General features: G+C 74.0%; 17 protein-coding genes. 7 read left to right on the top strand and 10 right to left on the bottom strand.

Going from position 1 to position 17,660, the window contains the following annotated elements:
* Positions 1-66 precede the first annotated feature (66 nt).
* Positions 67-927: a type I methionyl aminopeptidase gene (gene map, locus LG396_RS36455; protein WP_225797993.1), complete on the bottom strand. Its 861-nt coding sequence runs from the start codon at positions 925-927 to the stop codon at positions 67-69.
* A gap of 78 nt (positions 928-1,005) precedes the next feature.
* Here map and LG396_RS36450 point away from each other — a divergent pair, with 78 nt between their 5' ends.
* The gene (locus LG396_RS36450) at positions 1,006-1,248 is read left to right on the top strand and encodes a hypothetical protein (RefSeq protein WP_225797992.1); all 243 of its coding nucleotides are present in this window, start codon (positions 1,006-1,008) and stop codon (positions 1,246-1,248) included.
* Between the two features lie 54 nt (positions 1,249-1,302).
* On the opposite strand, the gene LG396_RS36445 is transcribed toward LG396_RS36450, so the two are convergent.
* The 3 genes from LG396_RS36445 to LG396_RS36435 all read right to left on the bottom strand — a co-directional run bounded on the left by LG396_RS36445 (position 1,303) and on the right by LG396_RS36435 (position 4,570).
* Positions 1,303-2,643 carry an MFS transporter gene (locus LG396_RS36445; RefSeq protein WP_225797991.1) on the bottom strand — a complete coding sequence of 447 codons (1,341 nt, stop codon included), beginning with the start codon at positions 2,641-2,643 and terminating at the stop codon, positions 1,303-1,305.
* A gap of 56 nt (positions 2,644-2,699) precedes the next feature.
* Positions 2,700-3,335, bottom strand: a complete 636-nt coding sequence (locus tag LG396_RS36440; protein WP_037748223.1) for a hypothetical protein — start codon at positions 3,333-3,335, stop codon at positions 2,700-2,702.
* A gap of 77 nt (positions 3,336-3,412) precedes the next feature.
* Complete coding sequence (locus LG396_RS36435; protein WP_225797990.1) at positions 3,413-4,570, bottom strand: alkaline phosphatase PhoX; 1,158 nt, start codon at positions 4,568-4,570, stop codon at positions 3,413-3,415.
* Positions 4,571-4,756: 186 nt separating this feature from the next.
* Between LG396_RS36435 and LG396_RS36430 the strand changes: the two genes are divergently transcribed.
* Positions 4,757-6,508 (top strand): NAD+ synthase, encoded by a 1,752-nt coding sequence (locus LG396_RS36430; protein ID WP_225797989.1) that lies wholly within the window; start codon positions 4,757-4,759, stop codon positions 6,506-6,508.
* Between the two features lie 34 nt (positions 6,509-6,542).
* Here the strand turns inward: LG396_RS36430 and LG396_RS36425 are convergent, their stop codons facing one another.
* The 3 genes from LG396_RS36425 to LG396_RS36415 form a co-directional block, all read right to left on the bottom strand.
* On the bottom strand, positions 6,543-7,580 hold the full coding sequence (locus tag LG396_RS36425; protein WP_037748232.1) for an endonuclease/exonuclease/phosphatase family protein: 1,038 nt from the start codon (positions 7,578-7,580) through the stop codon (positions 6,543-6,545).
* A 126-nt stretch (positions 7,581-7,706) separates the two neighbouring features.
* Positions 7,707-8,444, bottom strand: a complete 738-nt coding sequence (locus tag LG396_RS36420; protein ID WP_225797988.1) for a TetR/AcrR family transcriptional regulator — start codon at positions 8,442-8,444, stop codon at positions 7,707-7,709.
* A gap of 30 nt (positions 8,445-8,474) precedes the next feature.
* A complete protein-coding gene (locus tag LG396_RS36415) occupies positions 8,475-10,040 on the bottom strand; it encodes an MFS transporter (protein ID WP_100302581.1) in 1,566 nt (521 codons plus the stop codon).
* Between the two features lie 228 nt (positions 10,041-10,268).
* Between LG396_RS36415 and panB the strand changes: the two genes are divergently transcribed.
* Together panB and LG396_RS36405 are read left to right on the top strand one after the other, a co-directional pair.
* Complete coding sequence (gene panB / locus LG396_RS36410; protein WP_037748240.1) at positions 10,269-11,150, top strand: 3-methyl-2-oxobutanoate hydroxymethyltransferase; 882 nt, start codon at positions 10,269-10,271, stop codon at positions 11,148-11,150.
* 196 nt (positions 11,151-11,346) lie between these two features.
* On the top strand, positions 11,347-11,673 hold the full coding sequence (locus LG396_RS36405) for a hypothetical protein (RefSeq protein ID WP_225797987.1): 327 nt from the start codon (positions 11,347-11,349) through the stop codon (positions 11,671-11,673).
* A 12-nt stretch (positions 11,674-11,685) separates the two neighbouring features.
* Here LG396_RS36405 and LG396_RS36400 read toward each other — a convergent pair whose 3' ends face one another.
* The 3 genes from LG396_RS36400 to LG396_RS36390 form a co-directional block, all read right to left on the bottom strand.
* A complete protein-coding gene (locus tag LG396_RS36400) occupies positions 11,686-11,919 on the bottom strand; it encodes a hypothetical protein (RefSeq protein ID WP_225797986.1) in 234 nt (77 codons plus the stop codon).
* A 115-nt stretch (positions 11,920-12,034) separates the two neighbouring features.
* Positions 12,035-12,739 (bottom strand): NADPH-dependent F420 reductase, encoded by a 705-nt coding sequence (gene npdG, locus LG396_RS36395; protein WP_018844318.1) that lies wholly within the window; start codon positions 12,737-12,739, stop codon positions 12,035-12,037.
* Between the two features lie 40 nt (positions 12,740-12,779).
* Entirely contained in the window at positions 12,780-14,867 is a 2,088-nt protein-coding gene (locus LG396_RS36390) for a hypothetical protein (protein WP_225797985.1), read from the bottom strand.
* A 241-nt stretch (positions 14,868-15,108) separates the two neighbouring features.
* Between LG396_RS36390 and LG396_RS36385 the strand changes: the two genes are divergently transcribed.
* The 3 genes from LG396_RS36385 to LG396_RS36375 all read left to right on the top strand — a co-directional run bounded on the left by LG396_RS36385 (position 15,109) and on the right by LG396_RS36375 (position 17,543).
* Positions 15,109-15,522, top strand: a complete 414-nt coding sequence (locus LG396_RS36385) for an HIT family protein (protein WP_100302577.1) — start codon at positions 15,109-15,111, stop codon at positions 15,520-15,522.
* 59 nt (positions 15,523-15,581) lie between these two features.
* A complete protein-coding gene (locus tag LG396_RS36380; protein ID WP_225797984.1) occupies positions 15,582-16,466 on the top strand; it encodes a hypothetical protein in 885 nt (294 codons plus the stop codon).
* 342 nt (positions 16,467-16,808) lie between these two features.
* Positions 16,809-17,543 carry a phosphatase PAP2 family protein gene (locus LG396_RS36375; protein WP_225797983.1) on the top strand — a complete coding sequence of 245 codons (735 nt, stop codon included), beginning with the start codon at positions 16,809-16,811 and terminating at the stop codon, positions 17,541-17,543.
* The last annotated feature ends 117 nt before the right edge of the window (positions 17,544-17,660 follow it).

Here is a 17,660-nt window from a genome sequence, read left to right as displayed (position 1 = left end):
ATTCTCTTTGGTTAGGCTTGCCTAAGTCAATAGGTTCCCGACGCCGTGTCGGCATCGACCGGGCGGCTACGGCAGGGTCAGGATGTCCGCCCCCGACTCCGTCACCACCAGCGTGTGCTCGAACTGTGCCGTGCGCCTGCGGTCCTTGGTCACCACGGTCCAGCCGTCGTCCCACATGTCGTGCTCGTACGTCCCGAGGGTCAGCATCGGCTCGATCGTGAACGTCATCCCGGGCCGCATCACGGTGGTCGCCCGCGGGTCGTCGAAGTGGGGGATGATCAGGCCGGAGTGGAAGGCGGTGTTGACGCCGTGCCCGGTGAAGTCGCGGACGACGCCGTAGCCGAAGCGCTTGGCGTACGACTGGATGACCCGGCCGATGACGTTGACCTGCCGGCCCGGGCGGACCGCCTTGATCGCCCGGTTCAGCGCCTCGCGGGTGCGCTCGACGAGCAGCCGGGAGGCATCGTCGACGTCGCCGACGAGGTACGTGGCGTTGTTGTCGCCGTGCACGCCGCCGATGAACGCCGTGACGTCGAGGTTCACGATGTCGCCGTCGTGCAGCACGGTGGAGTCCGGGATCCCATGGCAGATGACCTCGTTGACCGAGGTGCACAGCGACTTGGGGAAGCCCCGGTAGCCGAGGGTGGAGGGGTACGCGCCGTGGTCGCACAGGTACTCGTGCGCCACCCGGTCCAGCTCGTCCGTCGTCACCCCGGGCGCGATGTGCTCCGCGGCGGCGGCCATCGCCCGGGCGGCGATCCGCCCGGCGGTCCGCATCCGCTCGACGGTCTCCGCGTCCTGGACCTCCGGGCCCGTGTACGGTGCGGGCCCCTTCTTCCCGACGTACTCGGGGCGGGGGATGGCGGCGGGAACGGCGCGGGGCGGAGAGAGCGTTCCGGGTACGAGCAGCGACGACTGGCCAGACATGATCCGAGTCTATCGGCGGGGGATCGGGCACGATGGTCGGCGGCAGACCGCGCAGGCACGGCGCAGGTGAGGAGCGAGATGGCGCTGTTCAAGAGGTCCAAGCAGAAGTCGGCGGGCAAACCGGGCGAGTGGTACTACTGCCTGGAGCACAAGCGGGTCGAGGAGGGGCCGCAGTGCAAGGCCCTCAACCGCCTCGGGCCGTACGCGACGCCGGAGGAGGCGGGGCGGGCGATCGAGACGGCGGAGGCGCGGAACGAGGAGTGGGACGAGGACGCCCGGTGGAACGACGACGGGAACCGCGGGGGCGGAGCGGGGAGCTGAGGCGGTAGCGGACGGGGGCGGTCGGCGGCCGGCCGCCCCCTTCGTCCCGCGGCGTCACGTCGCCGGGTCCGGGGCCGGGGCGCCGTCCGGGGCGCCGGGCTCCGTCTTTCCGGCCGCCGCCGCGGCGCGGCGCTCCCGTTCCCGTACCGCGTGCTCGTTCGTGCGCGCGTCGTACGTCATCAGCTTCGGCAGGCACGCCGCGAGCAGCACCACCGCCCCCGCGCACATCAGCCCGCCCGACCAGATCGACGCCCGCACGCCCGTCAGCGCCGCCACCCCGCCGGAGCGGAACTGCCCGGCCACCGGACCGACCGAGTACGACAGCAGCTCGATGCCCGCCAGCCTGCCGCGCAGCTCGTCGGGGATGGTCTGGTTCCACATCGCCGCCCGGAACACCCCGCTGACCATGTCGAACGCGCCCGCCACCGTCAGCAGCAACAGCACCGCCCAGGCGTTCGGCATCACCCCCGCCGCCGTGATCGCCAGCCCCCAGCCGGCCGCCGACAGCATCACCGCGCGGCCGTGCCGGTGCACCCGCCTGGTCCACCCGCTGGTCAGGCTCACCAGCAGCGAACCCGCGGGCAGCGCCGCGTACATCAGCCCCAGCGCCCACGGCGCGTCCAGGTCGTCGGCGAGGAACGGGAACAGCGCCAGCGGGAAGGCGAAGAACATCGCCGCCAGGTCGATGGCGTACGTGCCCAGCAGCTCCTTGCGGCCCCAGGCGTAGCGGGCGCCCTCCGCGATGGCGCGCAGGCTCGGCGCCACCGCCTCGCGGGCGGCGGGCGAGGGGGCGAGCATGAGCGCCAGCCCGACGGAGACGGCGAACGTCCCGGCGTCCAGCGCGTACGCCCAGGGCAGCCCGGCGTACGCGACGATGAACCCGGCGAGCGCGGGCCCCGCGATGCCGCCGAGCTGCCAGCGCAGGGAGTTGAGCGCGGCGGCGGCGGGCAGCTGCTCGTGCGGCACGATGCGCGGGACGATCGAGTCCAGGGCCGGGCGCTGGATGCCGGTCAGCGCGCTGGTGAGCGCGGCGACCAGGTACAGGGGCCAGAGCATCGGCTCCGGCAGCAGGCTGTTGACGAGCAGGACGGCGGAGGCGAGCCCGAGGCCCGCCTCGCTGTAGATGATCAGCTTGCGCTTGTCCATGGCGTCGGCGAGGGCGCCGCCGTAGAGGCCGAAGACGATGAGCGGGACCAGCTCCACGGTGCCGATGGCGCCGACCGCGAGGGCCGAGCCGGTCAGCTCCTTCACCTGCACGGGCAGGGCGACGAAGGTGAGGAAGCTGCCGAACGCGGTGATGAGCCCGGCCACCCACATGAGGCGGAAGTCGCGCGAGGCGTGCCAGGGCGAGAGGTCGGGGAGGAGGTCGCGGTAGGCGGGGGATCGGTCGGCCACGAGGGGCCATGGTCGGGTGCCGGGGGGCGGCCCGCAAGGGAATTACGCAGCCGGCGTCACCAGCGGGGCGGGGGAGGGGAGGAGAGCACCTCGGCGAGGCGGGCGAGGCGGTCGCGGAAGCCGGAGCGGGCGGAGCCGGCGGAGGTGGCGGACGCGGCGGAGCGGGCCGAGGGGGCGCGGTTCTCGCCGGTGGCGGCGCTGACGAGGTGCTGGACGGTCTCCAGGTCGATGTCGCCGCTGTCGCCGGGGACGGTGAGCAGCTCGTGGGCGAGCCCCGGCAGCTCGGTGGAGCCGCCGTCGAGCGCGAGCACCGCGGCCCCGGCGCGGCGGGCGTCGCCGACGCGCTCCAGCAGCGCGCCGCCGGGCTCGTCCGGGGCGACGACGAGCACGGTCTCGCCGCGCCCGGCGGCCTCCAGCCGGCCGAGCCCGACGCCGAGGTGGGCGGGGCCGGCCTTCGGCACCCGGTGGCGTACGAGGGTGGGGGACAGGGCGGGCAGGCCGGACCAGACGGCCTCGTCGTCGAGGTGGGCGGCGAGGTGCCACGGCTCGTACGCCTCGGTGCCCACCAGCAGCAGCCCGCCCCCCTGCGCCTCGACGGCCCCCCGCAGCGCCCCGGCGAACCGCCGCGCCGCCCCGGGCCACTCGGTCCCGGCCAGCACTTCCCGCAACAGCGCCACGCGCACGGCATCCATGGGGCGGGATGCTGCCCGAGGGGCCGGGCGCCCCGCAGGAAAAGGGGCGGGGCGTCACCGTTTCGGGGGGCGGAGGGTTACGCGCGGAACGGGCCGTGGACCTCGTACGTGACGCCGTCCGTGCCGGCCACGAAGCCGCTTTCGCCCCGCTGCGACGAGAAGTACAGCCGCGAGCCGTCCGGGGAGAACGCCGGACCCGTGATCTCCGACTCCGGGTGGCCGTCGATGCGGACCACCGGGGCCACCGTGCCCGTGGGAGTGATGATGTTGATCTCCATGTTGCCGCCGTCCTCGGCGACGTACAGGTCGCCGCCCGCGCGGCCCGTGATGTTGTCGACCGTGCCCAGCGGCTCGTCGGCGTCGTAGACCACCGCCAGGGAGTTGGCGCCCGCGTCGTAGGCCCAGACGCGGTTGTCGCCCTTCGTCGTGAAGTAGCAGACGCCCGCCTGCGGCGAGTAGTAGCAGCCCTCGCCGCCGTCGAAGTGCAGCGCCTCGTCGACCTGCGCCCGCGTCTGCTCCCACGGCCACGGCGCGTCCGGGTCCGGGACCTCGCGCCACTCCACCGCCCCGCCGCCCGCGTCGCACAGCACGTCGAGGCGGCCCGACGACAGCGCGCCCCAGGAGCCCCAGGACGTCGGCGTGAAGCGGTAGAAGCAGCCGTCGTCCTCGTCCTCCGTGAGGTAGACGACCCGGCGGTCCGTGTCGCACGCCGCCGCCTCGTGCTTGAAGCGGCCCATCGCGCCGTACGAGGACGCCGAGCGGTTGCCGTACGGGTCCGTCTCGTAGACCTTGCCGCGGTACGTCTCCTCGCACGACAGCCACGTGTTCCAGGGCGTCGCCCCGCCCGCGCAGTTGAGGTTCGTGCCGTCCAGGATGCGGCGGGCCGCCGTCACCGAGCCGTCCGGTCCGAAGCGGATCGCGGAGGCGCCGCCGATCAGCGGCAGTTCGGAGTTGGAGACGTAGATCCAGCCGTCGCCGTCGGCGTAGCACGCGCCGCCGTCCGGGGCGCCGTGCCACGTGATGCCGCCGACCGAGCGGGTGGAGCGGGCGACGACGCGGCCCGTGAAGCCCTGCGGCAGCGCGAGCCCGTTGGCGTCGGGGGCCAGCAGCGGGCCGTACGGGCTGTCCGCCGCGGCTGCCGCCGCCGGCGTCGCGGCGGCGTGCCAGAGTCCGCCGGTGACGGCGACGGCGCCGGTGCCTGCGGTCACTGCGCGGAGAAACGAGCGGCGCTCCATGGGGGGTCCTCCCGGTCCAGGGGTGTGTCGGTGGCTGCGTACGGGCGAAGGGGTGCCCGCGTCACGATGCCGATCCGGCGGTTGCCGGTGAACTGGGTCGGGTCACAAATCTGGGCGAACATTCTGTGACGCAGGCCGCCCGGCCCCGGGCACGGTATTGCGTCAGACAGACGATAAAATGGGCCCGTGCCTCAACTTCGCCTCGCGCTGAATCAGATCGACGCCACCGTCGGCGACCTCGACGGCAACGCCGACGCCGTCGTCCGCTGGACCCGGCACGCGGCCGACCGCGGCGCGCACTTCGTGGCGTTCCCCGAGATGGTGCTCACCGGCTACCCCGTCGAGGACCTGGCCCTGCGCTCCTCCTTCGTCGAGGCGTCCTGCGCCGCGCTGCGCGCGCTCGCCGGGCGGCTGGCCGCCGAGGGCCTGGGCGAGACCCCGGTGCTCGTCGGGTACCTCGACCGCAGCGACGCGCGGCACCGCTACGGGCAGCCCGCGGGCTCCCCCAAGGACGCGGCGGCCGTGCTGCACCGCGGCGAGGTCGTCCTCTCCTTCGCCAAGCACCACCTGCCCAACTACGGCGTCTTCGACGAGTTCCGCTACTTCGTCCCCGGCGACACGATGCCCGTCGTCCGGGTCGCCGGCGTCGACGTCGCGCTCGCGATCTGCGAGGACCTGTGGCAGGACGGCGGCCGGGTGCCGTCCGCGCGGATCGCCGGCGCCGGACTGCTCGTCACCGTCAACGCCTCGCCGTACGAGCTGAACAAGGACGACACCCGCCTGGAGCTGGTCCGCAAGCGCGCCGAGGAGGCGGGCTGCACGACGGCGTACGTCGCGATGACCGGCGGCCAGGACGAGTTGGTCTACGACGGCGACTCGATCGTCGTCGACGCGCGCGGCGAGGTCGTCGCGCGCGCCGCGCAGTTCACCGAGGAGTGCCTGCTCGTCGACCTCGACCTGCCCGCCGCGGCCGCCGAGCCGCCGGCCGGCATCGCGGACGACGGGCTGCGCATCGAGCACGTGACGCTGTCCGCCGAGCCCGTGGCGCCGTACGCCCGCCGGTACGCGGGGGTGGTCGCCGACCGCCTCAGCGACGAGGAGGAGATGTACACGGCGCTGGTCACCGGGCTGCGCGCGTACGTGACGAAGAACGGCTTCCGCTCGGTGCTCGTCGGCCTCTCCGGCGGCATCGACTCGTCCCTCGTCGCCGCCGTCGCCTGCGACGCGCTCGGCGGCGAGCACGTCCACGGCATCTCCATGCCGTCGCGCTACTCCTCCCGGCACTCCCGCGACGACGCCGCGGAACTCGCCCGCCGCACCGGGCTGCACCTGCGCAGCGTCCCCATCGGCCCGATGTTCGACGCCTACATGGAGTCCCTGGGGCTGACCGGCCTGGCCGAGGAGAACCTCCAGTCCCGGCTGCGCGGCACGCTGCTGATGGCCGTCTCCAACCAGGAGGGCCCGCTCGTCCTGGCCCCGGGCAACAAGAGCGAGCTGGCCGTGGGCTACTCGACGCTCTACGGCGACTCGGTCGGCGCGTACGGCCCGATCAAGGACGTCTACAAGTCGGTCGTCTTCCGGCTCGCGAAGTGGCGCAACGCGGCCGCCGCCGAGCGGAACGAGATCCCGCCGATCCCGGAGAACTCCATCTCCAAGCCGCCCAGCGCCGAACTCCGCCCCGGCCAGCTCGACACCGACTCGCTGCCGGACTACGACGTGCTCGACGCGATCCTGGAGCTGTACGTCGACCGCGACCGCGGCAGCGCGGAGATCGTCGGGCGCGGGTACGACCCGGAGCTGGTGGAGCGGGTGCTGCGGATGGTCGACACCGCGGAGTACAAGCGCCGGCAGTACCCGCCGGGCACGAAGATCTCCCCGAAGGGCTTCGGGAAGGACCGCCGGCTGCCGATCACCAACCGCTGGCGGGAACGGGCGTAGCGGCCGGGGCCGCGCGCCGGGCGGGCGACGGGCGTCACAGGTTCACCGAGGCCCGGACCGGGAGGTGGTCGCTGCCCGTCTCGCCCAGCACGTCGGAGCTGACCGGCTCCACGCCGCGCAGCAGGATCTGGTCGATCCGCGCCATCGGGAAGTCCGCCGGCCAGCTGAACCCGAAGCCGCTGCCCGCCGCGCCCTGCGCGGAGCGCACCTGCGAGGTGATGTTCGCCAGCGCCCGGTCGTTCATCGTGCCGTTGAGGTCGCCGAGGAGCAGCACGCGCTCGACGGGCTCGTTCTTGATGGCCTCGCCGAGGGCGTCGGCGCTCGCGTCGCGCTGGTTGGCCGTGAAGCCGGCGTCGAGCTTCACCCGCACGGACGGCAGGTGGGCGGTGTAGAGCGCGAGCGGGCCGCTGTCGGTGGCGACGGTGGTGCGCAGGGCGCGGGTCCAGCCCATGTGGATGTCCACGGGCCGGGTGTCCGACAGCGGGAACCTGCTCCACACCCCGACTGTGCCCGCCACCTCGTGGTACGGGTACGCCTTCGCGAGCCCGTCCTCGTACGCCGCCCTGTTGTCCTGGGTGACCTCCTGGAGGGCGAGCACGTCGGCGCCCGACTCCACCAGCTTGCGCGCGGTGCCGGCGGCGTCGGTGTTCTCCTCGGCGACGTTGTGGCTGACGACGGTGAGGTCGCCGCCGCCCGCGGACTTGTCGGTGAGCAGCCCGCCGAAGAGGTTGAACCAGACGAACACCGGCAGTACCAGCGCGCACACCGCGGTCAGCGACCGCCGCCACAGCGCGCACACCAGCAGCACCGGCACGGCGAGGCCGAACCACGGCAGGAACGTCTCGACCAGGCTGCCCAGGTTGCCGATCCGGTTGGGGATCGCCGCGTGGCCCATCATCACGATGCCGTCGAGCAGCGCGAGCGCGGCGACCACCAGGCCGCGGCGCCAGGTGCCGGGGCCCAGGCCCTCGCGGAGCCGGCGGCGCCAGTACACCGCGCGCGACTCCGCGGGGGCGGCCGCGTGCGTCGCTCCGGTGCCGCCGCCGGTCTCCGCCATGTCCACCTGCGTCATGCGCTGTTCCTCACGTCACTGCACTTGCCGGACTGCCCCCGCTGTCCCCTACCTGACGAACGGGACCGTGCCGCGAGTTGCGGGCGGGGCCCGCCGGAAAGGTCACCGTAGCGAAAGCGGGACATTTCATCGGTCAGGTGAACGCACGCCGTCCAGCACGGCGTCGACGACCTGCGCGGCCGTACCGGCGGGCAGCGGCTGCCCCGGGTGCAGCACGGCGCGGGCCAGCACGGGCCCGGTGAACAGGTCGGCCAGCAGCTCGGGGTCGAGGCCGGCGCGCAGCTCCCCGCTCGCGACGCCGCGGCGCAGCACCTCCCGTACGGCGGCCGTGCGGGGCGCGAGGACCGCCTCGCGGCAGCGGCGGGCGAGCGCGGGGTGGGTGCCGGCCTCGGTGAGCGCGAGGTGCAGCAGGGCGGCGGAGCGCCGGTCGAGGGCGCGGGTGCGCAGGAAGTCCACGAGCGCGACGAGGTCGTCGCGTACGGGCCCGCCGCGCGGGTCCGGCGGCGGGCCCTCCAGGGCGGCGAGCACGTCGGCCAGCAGCTCGTCCTTGCCGGGCCAGCGGCGGTAGATCGCGGCCTTGCCGACGCCCGCGGTACGGGCGATCCGCTCGACGGACAGCTCGGCGAGCGAACCGCCCTCGCCGGCGAGGCTCAGCACCGCCTCGGTGATGGCGCGCTCGACGGCCTCGCTGCGGGGCCGGCCGCGCCGCGGCCGGGGCGGTCCCGGCGGTCCGGGTGGTCCCGGCGGCCTGCCGGTGCCGCCGGGGGCGGCCCCGTCGTCCCGTACGCCGGCACGCGCGCCCTCCCCGTACGGCTCGCCGTGCCGCCGCCCGTGCCCGTCCGCGTGCCGCTCCCTGAGAGCCACCGTGCCGTCCGCCCTGCCCTTCGCCCGCGGCTAGTTCCGCGTGGAGGGCACATTCTCCCTGTCCGGCGCCGGCCCGCTCGCGCCGCGGTCCTTCGCGGGCATGAACGCCGCGGCCACCACCGCGCCGAGCACCGCGGCGACCGCCGCCGCCAGCGACGTCACGTGCATCGCGTCGATGAACGCGTTGTTCGCCTCGCCGATCAGCTTCTTCCCGGCGGGCCCGGCGCGCTCCGCGAAGGTGCGGGTGGCCTCGATGGACTCGCCGGCCGCGCTCGGCGCCCCCGCGGGCAGGTTCACCTGGCCGCGGTAGACCGACGACAGCAGCGAGCCGAGCACGGCGACCCCGAGGGCGCCGCCGACCTGCCGGAAGGTGTTGTTGACCGAGGAGCCGGCGCCGGCCTTCTCGGGCGGCAGCGACTGCATGATCGAGGTGGTGGCCGGCGGCATGACGTGCGCCATCGCGGTGCCCATGAGGAAGAACAGCGCCTCCAGCACCCACAGCGGCGACGACTCGTCCAGCAGCAGGAAGCCGGCGAAGGCGGCGGCGATGGCGAGCATGGCCACCGTGCACACCGCCCGGGCGCCGAACCGGTCGACCACCAGCCGGGACCGCGGCGCGAAGATCAGCTGTGCGACGGCCAGCGGCAGCAGGAGCAGGCCGGAGTCCAGCGGCGAGAGGCCGCGGACGCTCTGGATGTAGAAGACCATGAAGAACGTCACGCCCATGAGCGCGAAGAACACCAGGCCGATGACGGCGACCGAGGCCGAGAAGCGCGGGTTCCGGAACCACCGCATGTCGAGCGCCGGGTGCCGGCTGCGACGCTCGTACCGGACGAAGAGTGCGATGACGAGCGCGCCGCCGGCGATCGTGCCCCAGACCTCCGGGGCGCCGAAGTCGGCGCGCTGGCCGCCCCGGACCACGCCGTAGACGATCAGCACCAGGCCGGCGATGGACAGCAGCACGCCCGTGGGGTCGATCCGGCCGGGGGCCGGGTCCTTGGAGTCGGGGACGACCAGCGCCATCCCGATCAGCGCGACGCTGATGATCGGCACGTTGACCAGGAAGACCGAGCCCCACCAGAAGTGCTCCAGCAGCAGCCCGCCGGTGATGGGCCCGATGGCGATGGCCAGGCCCACGGCCCCGGCCCAGATGCCGATGGCCCGGGGCTGCTCGTCGCGCTCGAAGACGTTCACGATGATGGCCAGCGTGGCGGGCAGGACGAACGCGCCGCCCATGCCCATCAGGGTGCGGAAGGCGATCAGCTCGGCCGGGCTGCCGGAGAACGCGGCGAGCACCGAGCCGATGCCGAAGACGACCATGCCGCCGAGCAGGACCCGCTTGCGCCCCAGCCGGTCGCCCAGGACGCCCGCGGTGAACAGCAGGCCCGCGAAGGCCAGTGTGTACGCGTCGATCGCCCACTCCAGCTCGCTCTGGCTGGCGCCGAGGCCGGTGGGGGCGGGGGTGGCGATGGTCTTCATCGCGACGTTGAGGATGGAGTTGTCGAGGACGACGACGAGCAGGCTGAAGACGAGCACCCCGAGGATGAGCCAGCGGCGGCGGTGGACCTCCGGGGCAATCCGGTGCGCGGTGTCCATGAAAACCACGCTAGCGCGCATTCCGAGACGGCGCCGTTCCGTATCACAAAGGTCCCCCCAAGGCGCGGTCAAGTGTCGAACAGCAGGTCACAGGCTCGACACGCGGGTGCGTGCGACGTTCCGCACACGTGCCGGGGCCGGGGTGTCGTTCGCCGGTGCGGCGTGCCAGCATGGAAGTGGTCCGGGGACGCCGTCAGGGCGCCTCGAGATGACGAAGGAGCGTTTGCGATGACGCACGTTTCGCATGCCCGCAAGACGCCCGGCGGGGCCGACTCCGCCCCGGCGCTGTACGGCGGGGACGGTGGCGGCAAGGGCCGCCGGGTGACGATCCGGGACCTGGCCGCGGCCAAGGGGCGCGGCGAGAAGTGGCCCATGCTGACCGCGTACGACTCGACCACCGCCGGCATCTTCGACGAGGCCGGCATCCCCGTGCTGCTGGTCGGCGACTCCATGGGCAACGTCCACCTCGGCTACGACACCACCGTGCCGGTGACGCTGGACGAGATGACGATGCTCTCCGCCGCGGTGGTCCGCGGCACCCGGCGCGCCCTGGTCGTCGGCGACCTGCCCTTCGGCTCGTACCAGGAAGGCCCGGTCCAGGCGCTCCGCTCGGCGACGCGGCTGGTCAAGGACGCGGGCGTGGGCGCGGTGAAGCTGGAGGGCGGCGAGCGGTCGCTGCGCCAGACCGAGCTGCTGGTGGAGTCCGGCATCCCCGTGATGTCGCACCTCGGCCTCACCCCGCAGTCCGTCAACGCCATGGGATACCGGGTCCAGGGCCGCTCCGACGAGGACGCCCACCGGCTGGTGCGCGACGCGAAGGCGGCGCAGGAGGCGGGCGCGTTCGCGGTGGTGCTGGAGCTGGTGCCGGCGGAGCTGGCCGCCGAGGTGACGCGCTCGCTGGAGATTCCGACGATCGGCATCGGCGCGGGCCCCGACACCGACGCGCAGGTGCTCGTCTGGACCGACATGGTGGGCCTGACGGGCGGCAAGCTGCCGCGCTTCGTCAAGCAGTACGCGCAGCTGCGGCAGAGCCTCGGCGACGCGGCCAAGGCGTTCGCCGAGGACGTCGGTGCGGCGGCGTTCCCGGCCGAGGAGCACACCTTCCACTGAGTCCGCGGGGGCGGCGGGCACTCCGGCGCAGGGATGCTGCGCCGATGCGGTGATCTTATTAACTGCATGCGGGTGTCCGCCGCCGTGCCGACACGGCACCGGCGGTGGCCGCGCGGACGCTGGCGGAAAGACCTGGTCCGGCCGGCGCCCCCGCAGCCGCCGGCGCCGCCGGCCCCGTGGAGAGGAAACCCCGCCCATGCCCCCCGGACGACACCCCGGCCGCCGTCTGCTGCTCTCCGGCCTCGCCGCGCCGCTGCTCTGGGCGGCCGTCGCCGCCCCCGCCGAGGCCCTGGCGCTGCCCGCCGCGACGCAGGCCGCCGTTTCCGTCCCCGTACAGGAGGACGCGCCGCACACCACGGGTGACGGCAAGAACCCCGGCCGCGCGCCCGCGATGGGCTCGCCGGGCGCCCCCGCGGTCCGCGGCGACGACGTCTGGCCCGCGATCACCGCGAGCGGCGTCTTCGCCGTCTCGCTCGGCGCGGCCGTGTACTTCTTCGGCTGGGGCCGCCGCCGCACGGCCTGAGCAGGGCAGACCCTAGCCCGTCGGGCCCTGCTCCTGTTCGCGGGCCAGCCGCGCGCGGCGGACGTAGTACCACGTCATGTTCGACGACAGCCCGGCCAGCAGCACCCAGACCGCCCCGATCCAGTAGCCCTTCGCGAACGACACCACGGCCGCGGCCACCGACAGCGCGCACACGACGGCGGTGAAGACCGCGAGCCGGTTGGGCTCGGTGAGGAAGGACGCGGGCTGGCGGGGCTCGGACGGCATCGGGACGGGCTCCTCGGGGGGTACGGCGTGCGGGTCCATTGTGCCCCCACGCCGTACCGTCCCGGCACCGCCCCCGGACCTCCGGGCGGGGTCCCCGGCCGGGCCCCGGCCGCCGTCAGACGTCCGTCAGCCGCACTCCGGCGTGCGCGCGGTAGCGGCGGTTGACCGAGATGAGGTTCGCCACCAGCGACTCGACCTGGTGCGCGTTGCGCAGCCGGCCCGCGTACACGCCGCGCATCCCCGGGATCAGCCCGGCCAGCGCCTGCACGACGTCCGTGTCCTCCCGGGACTCGCCCAGCACCATCACGTCCGTCTCGATCCGCTCCACCTCCGGGTCCTGCAGCAGCACCGCCGACAGGTGGTGGAACGCCGCCGTGACCCGCGACTCGGGCAGCAGCGCCGCCGCCTGCTCGGCCGCGCTGCCCTCGGCGGGGCGGATCGCGTACGCGCCCTTCTTGTCGAACCCCAGCGGGTTCACGCAGTCCACGACGAGCTTGCCCGCCAGCTCCGCGCGCAGCGCCGTCACCGTCGCCTCGTGCCCCTCCCACGGCACCGCGACGACCACCACGTCGCTGCGCCGCGCGCACTCCGCGTTGTCCGCGCCTTCGACGCCGTTGCCGAGACCGGCCGCCGCCTCCTCGGCCCGCTCCTGCTTCCGGGAGCCGACGACGACCCGCTGCCCGGCCCGCGCCAGCCGGTACGCCAGTCCGCGGCCCTGGTCGCCGGTGCCGCCCAGCACGCCGACGACCAGCCCCGAGACGTCGGGCAGCGCCCACGGGTCCTTGCGGGCGGGCGGCGTGTTCTGCTCACTCGAAGTCATGCGCCGATCGTACGGTGAGCACCCGCTCACCGGCAGCGCCTCACCCGGCCGGAGCGGCCGTGCAGGGCGCGTCGCCGCAGACGTCCACGATCCTGCCGGTGTTCAGGAACTCCGCCATCTGCCGTTGCGCGGCGGGATCGTCGCGCGGGTCGCTGTGCGGGTCCCGGCCCTCGGCGGGCGGCGTGTTCGTCAGCGGCTGGTACGGGCTGCCGCTGTCCCAGACCAGCATCCCGGAGCCGGCGTACGGGTAGCGCAGCTTCCGTATCCCCCAGTACGGCTCCTCGTCGGGGCTGCGCCCGTCGGCCACCGCGGGGGTGTGGATCCGGGCGCCGACCGTACGGGCCTGTACCTCGGCGGCGGTGGGGGAGACCTGGTGGTCGCCGTACGCGACGTGCATCAGCACCTGGTGGCGCGGGGTGCGCGGCAGCGGTTCTGACGTCATGTGCCCGGCGTAGCCGTTCGCCTCGCCGCGGTCCCAGAGCATCTGCATGAGCGCGAAGCCGAGTTGCTGGCGGAGCTTGTCGGGGTACGCCTGGTCCAGGACCTGCTGGAAGGGCGCGAAGTCGACGCTGCGGTTGAGCAGCGTGCTGTAGTTCATCGCCGGCACGCCGAGCACCGAGCGCGTGCTGTCCTGCGCCACGGCGGTGTACATGCCGCCCATGATGCCGCCCTGGCTGTGGCCGACGTAGCCGAGCCGGGCGCGGACGTCGAGCGCGCTCGCTCCGTCGGCGCCGCGGAAGGCGGCGTCGGCGGCGAGCCCGTCCGCGTGCCGCATGAGGCGGCCGAGCCACAGGGTGTTGAGCACGCCCTGCTGGAGCCGGTCGGCGACCGCGGGGAAGCCGCTGAGGTCTTGCAGCGTGCTTGCGATGAAGGGGATGTCCTCGTCGGACATGCCCTGCCACTTCGTGGCGCACATGACGAAGTTCCCGCGGGCTGCCAGCTCGCGCTGCGTGCGGGAGCCGACCTGCGTCTCGTTGCCGAGGAGCCCGTGGCCGTACAGGACGGGCCGGGCCGCCTCGCCGGGCCCGTCCGGGCCGCCGAGGGCGGCGCGCGGTATCTCGCACTGGAACGGCACCACCTGGTTGTTGCCGGGCAGCCGGGCGGGCAGCGCGTCCTTGCCGCCGCCGGCGCGGTGGAAGCCGGAGCCGGGCGGGCCGCCGGGGGCGTCGAGGTAGCTGGGGACGTTGTAGACGCCGCGGACCGTGCGGGCGACGGGGTCGTCGGCGGGGTGGTCCTTCACCTCGTACACCAGGTGCTCCGGTACGCCCTTGCCGAGGCCGGCGAAGGCGTCGTCGCGCAGGTGCAGCATCCGCTCGCTCAGGCTGCGTTCGCTGGCGACGGTGAAGTCCCAGGCGAGGTAGAGCCCGCGGGACTGGACGCCGGCGCGGTCGAGGTCGCGCCGGACCTGGCGGTGGTCGCGCTGGCGCTCGTGGAGGGGGTCGCTCCCGCGCAGCGCCGGGCCGTCCACGCGGCGGAAGGCGGCGGGGGCGGGGATCGCGCGGCCGTCGCCGTCCTTGAGGCGGCGCAGCGCGACGACGTAGCGGTGGCCCTCTTCGAGGTTGCGGGCGGGGCGGACGATCAGGGCCCGGCGGGCGGGGTCGGTGGCGTTGGCGTCCAGCTCGGCCCAGTACGGGTGGCGCTTGCCGGTGTCGGCGTCGAGGAGCACGACCGGCGCGTCGCGGTCGAGGGAGGCGCCGATGTCGGTGAGCGGCGCGGCGCCGGTCTCGCCGAGGTCGAGGCCGGGCACGTGGGCGAGGATCATCGAGCCGGGCGAGAAGCCGTCGCTGCGGTTCCACTCGGCGGGGTCGACTCGGGTGCCGGCGGCGTTGGCGGGCATGGCGGACGGCTCGAACGCGACCCGGCGGCCGGTGTCCGTGCGGCGGTCCCGCTCGGTGTACCAGTCGTTGGGGAACGGCAGCAGGCAGTCGCCGGCGGGGCCGATGGGGTCGCAGCCGCCGCGCTCGCCGCCGCTGGGCTGCTGGTCCCGTACGGGCTGTCCGGCCGCCTCCGCCGCCTCCGCCGCCTCCGCCGCCTCCGCCGGATCGGCGGGACCGGCGAGCGCGGTGGGGGCCAGGAGTCCGAGCGCGAGCGCCGCGACGGTGGTCAGGACCGTGAGCCGAGCGCGCACCGGGGCCTCCAACGGGGTGGTTACCGAACAGTTAACCGAGGTACTTAGTCAGGGCCGGAGGCGCTGTCAATGGCCGGGGCTTCAGCGATTGTCCACGCTGTTCTCATCCGATCCTCAGGCCGGCGGGGGAGATTGGGAGCCATGAACGCGCTCGTGCCCGTCTGCCCGAACTGCGGCCGCGTGCGGTGCATCTGCCCGCCGCGCGCCCTGCGATGCCGCCCGCCCGGTGTTGACTGGAGGGGTGAACTGCACCTTCTGTGCCATTGCCGACGGTGAGATCCCGAGCCACCGGGTCTACGCGGACGAGGTGGCCGTCGCCTTCCTCGACGCCCGCCCGGTCTTCGCCGGCCACGTCCTGGTGATCCCCCGCCACCACGTGGAGACCTTCACCGACCTGCCGGAGCCCGAGACCGGCCCGTTCTTCGTACGGGTCCGGCGGCTGACCGGCGCCGTGGAGCGGGGCATGGGCGCCGCCGGGTCGTTCGTCGCGATGAACAACCGGGTGAGCCAGTCCGTGCCCCACCTGCACGTGCACGTCGTACCGCGCAACCGCAAGGACGGCCTGCGCGGCTTCTTCTGGCCCCGGACCAGGTACCGGGACGAGGAGGACGCCGCCGCGACGGCCCGGCTGATCCGCGCGGCGCTCGACGACTGAACCGCCGGGCGCGGCGGGCCCGGAGGGAACCCGATCCGGAGCGGCCCCGTCCGAGAGTCATGAACGGAACGAGCCCGAACGGAACGAGCCCACTGCGCATCTCCGCGGCCGCGGCCGCGGCCCTCGCCACCGCGGTGCTGGTCGCCGGCTGCGGCTCGGAGGACGCCTCCGGGTCCGCCGGCGACGGAAGCCGCGGGGACGTCGACCCTGCCGCCCAGCTCTACCGCGTCCAGGCCACGGTCCTGGAGAACGGCGAGCACGGCCCCCAGCTCTGCCGCACGCTCGCCGAGTCGATGCCGCCGCAGTGCGGCGGCCCGGACATCGTCGGCTGGGAATGGGACGACGTACGCGCGCACCGCGCCAGGGGCACCACGTACACCGATCAGCTGGAACTCGTCGGCACCTGGGACGGCGAGCGCTTCACCCCCGCCGAGAAGCCGAAGCCCGCCGGCGACGGCGCCGGGCCGGGCGGACCCGAGCCTGCCGCGGACTTCGGCACCCCCTGCGCGGAGCTGAAGGACGGCGGCGGGGCCGACGGCGGGAAGGACGCCGCCCGGGACGAGGCCGGCCGGCAGCGGCTGCTGGACGAGGCCGCGAAGATGCCCGGCTACGCCGGCTCCTGGCTCGACGGCGGCATCGTCAACATCAGGTTCGCCGAAGCCGGTGACGGCGGCGGCCCCGGCACCGCCGAGCGCGAGCTGCGCGACGTGTGGGACGGCCCGCTGTGCGTCGTCGGCGCCGAGCACACCGAGGAGGAGCTGGCGCGCGTCCAGAAGCGGCTCGACAAGGAGGTCGAGGGCGTGCTCACCTCCGGCGTCGACCCGGTGCGCAACGCCGTCGAACTCGAAGTCGTCGCCGCCACCCCCGAGCTGCGGCGCGAGCTGGACCGCACGTACGGCGAGGACACCGTCCGGCTGACCGGCTGGCTGCAGCCCGTCGCCTGACCCGCACCACCCCCACGAGCCGGGTCCCGCGCCGCTCCTCCCCATCCGGCGCGGGGCCTGCCGCACTCCGGCGGCCGCGCCGACCCGCCGCGGCCTACCGCGCGGGGAGGAGATACCGGGACCGATGCGGCACCGGGGGATGATCTGACGAGCCCCGTTCGTCTGGCAAACTGTCTCCCCATGGGCGCGTCGTATTCCCGGGACCTTGCTCCCCGGCCAGCGGAGATTGCGAGGACTCTGCAGGACCGGCGGACACCCGTTTCCTCGACCGACTCGGACGCCGAGGAGAGACACAGATCCCCGGCGCCGTCCGGGCAGCGGCTGCGCGCCCTCCTGGACCGGATGCGCTCGCCGCGCCCGCCGCGGCTCTGGTTCGAGATCATGCTCGTCGCGCTCGTCTACTGGACGTACTCGATCATCCGCAACGCCGTGCCCGAGCAGGAGGCGCAGGCGCTGAAGAACGCGGACCGGATCTGGAGCTTCCAGGAGAGCCTCGGGCTCGCCTTCGAGCGCTCGCTCAACCACGCGGTCGACGGCGTCACCTGGCTCGTCGTGTCGATGAACTACTACTACGGCACGCTCCATTACGTCGTCACCATCGGCGTGCTCGTCTGGCTCTACCGCGGCCAGCCCGGCCGCTACGCCGCCGTGCGGCTCGCCCTCGCCATCACCACCTGCTTCGCCCTCGTCGGGTACTACCTCTTCCCGCTGGCGCCGCCGCGGCTGATGGAGGGCATGGACTTCATCGACACCGTGCGGGTGCACGAGACCATGGGCTCGATGTCCGAGGGCAACCTCGCCAACGTCTCCAACCAGTACGCGGCCATGCCCTCGATGCACGTGGGCTGGTCCGTGTGGGCGGGCATCACCATCGCCGTGCTGGCGAGGCCGCTGTGGGTGAAGCTGCTCGGCGTGCTCTACCCGACGCTGACACTGCTGGTCATCATGGCGACGGCGAACCACTTCTGGATGGACGCGGTGGGCGGGATCATCTGCCTCACCTTCGGCTTCGCGGTCTCCTACGCCTGGTACGGCACGATCGCGTACCGCCTCCCGCAGAGAGTGGTGTCCACCTAGGGCCTGTCGTTTGGGTCTTGCCGGATCAGGGAGCGGCGGCTGGTGCTGTGCGTCGCAAGGCGGAGGAGGGAGGCGACGCGGAGCGTCGTTGACCGACGGCAACGCGGCGAGGTGCGG

It is taken from the genome of Streptomyces aculeolatus, from assembly GCF_020400605.1.
GTDB classification, from domain to species: Bacteria; Actinomycetota; Actinomycetes; order Streptomycetales; family Streptomycetaceae; genus Streptomyces; species Streptomyces aculeolatus.
This window is presented reverse-complemented; position numbering and strand designations above follow the sequence as displayed.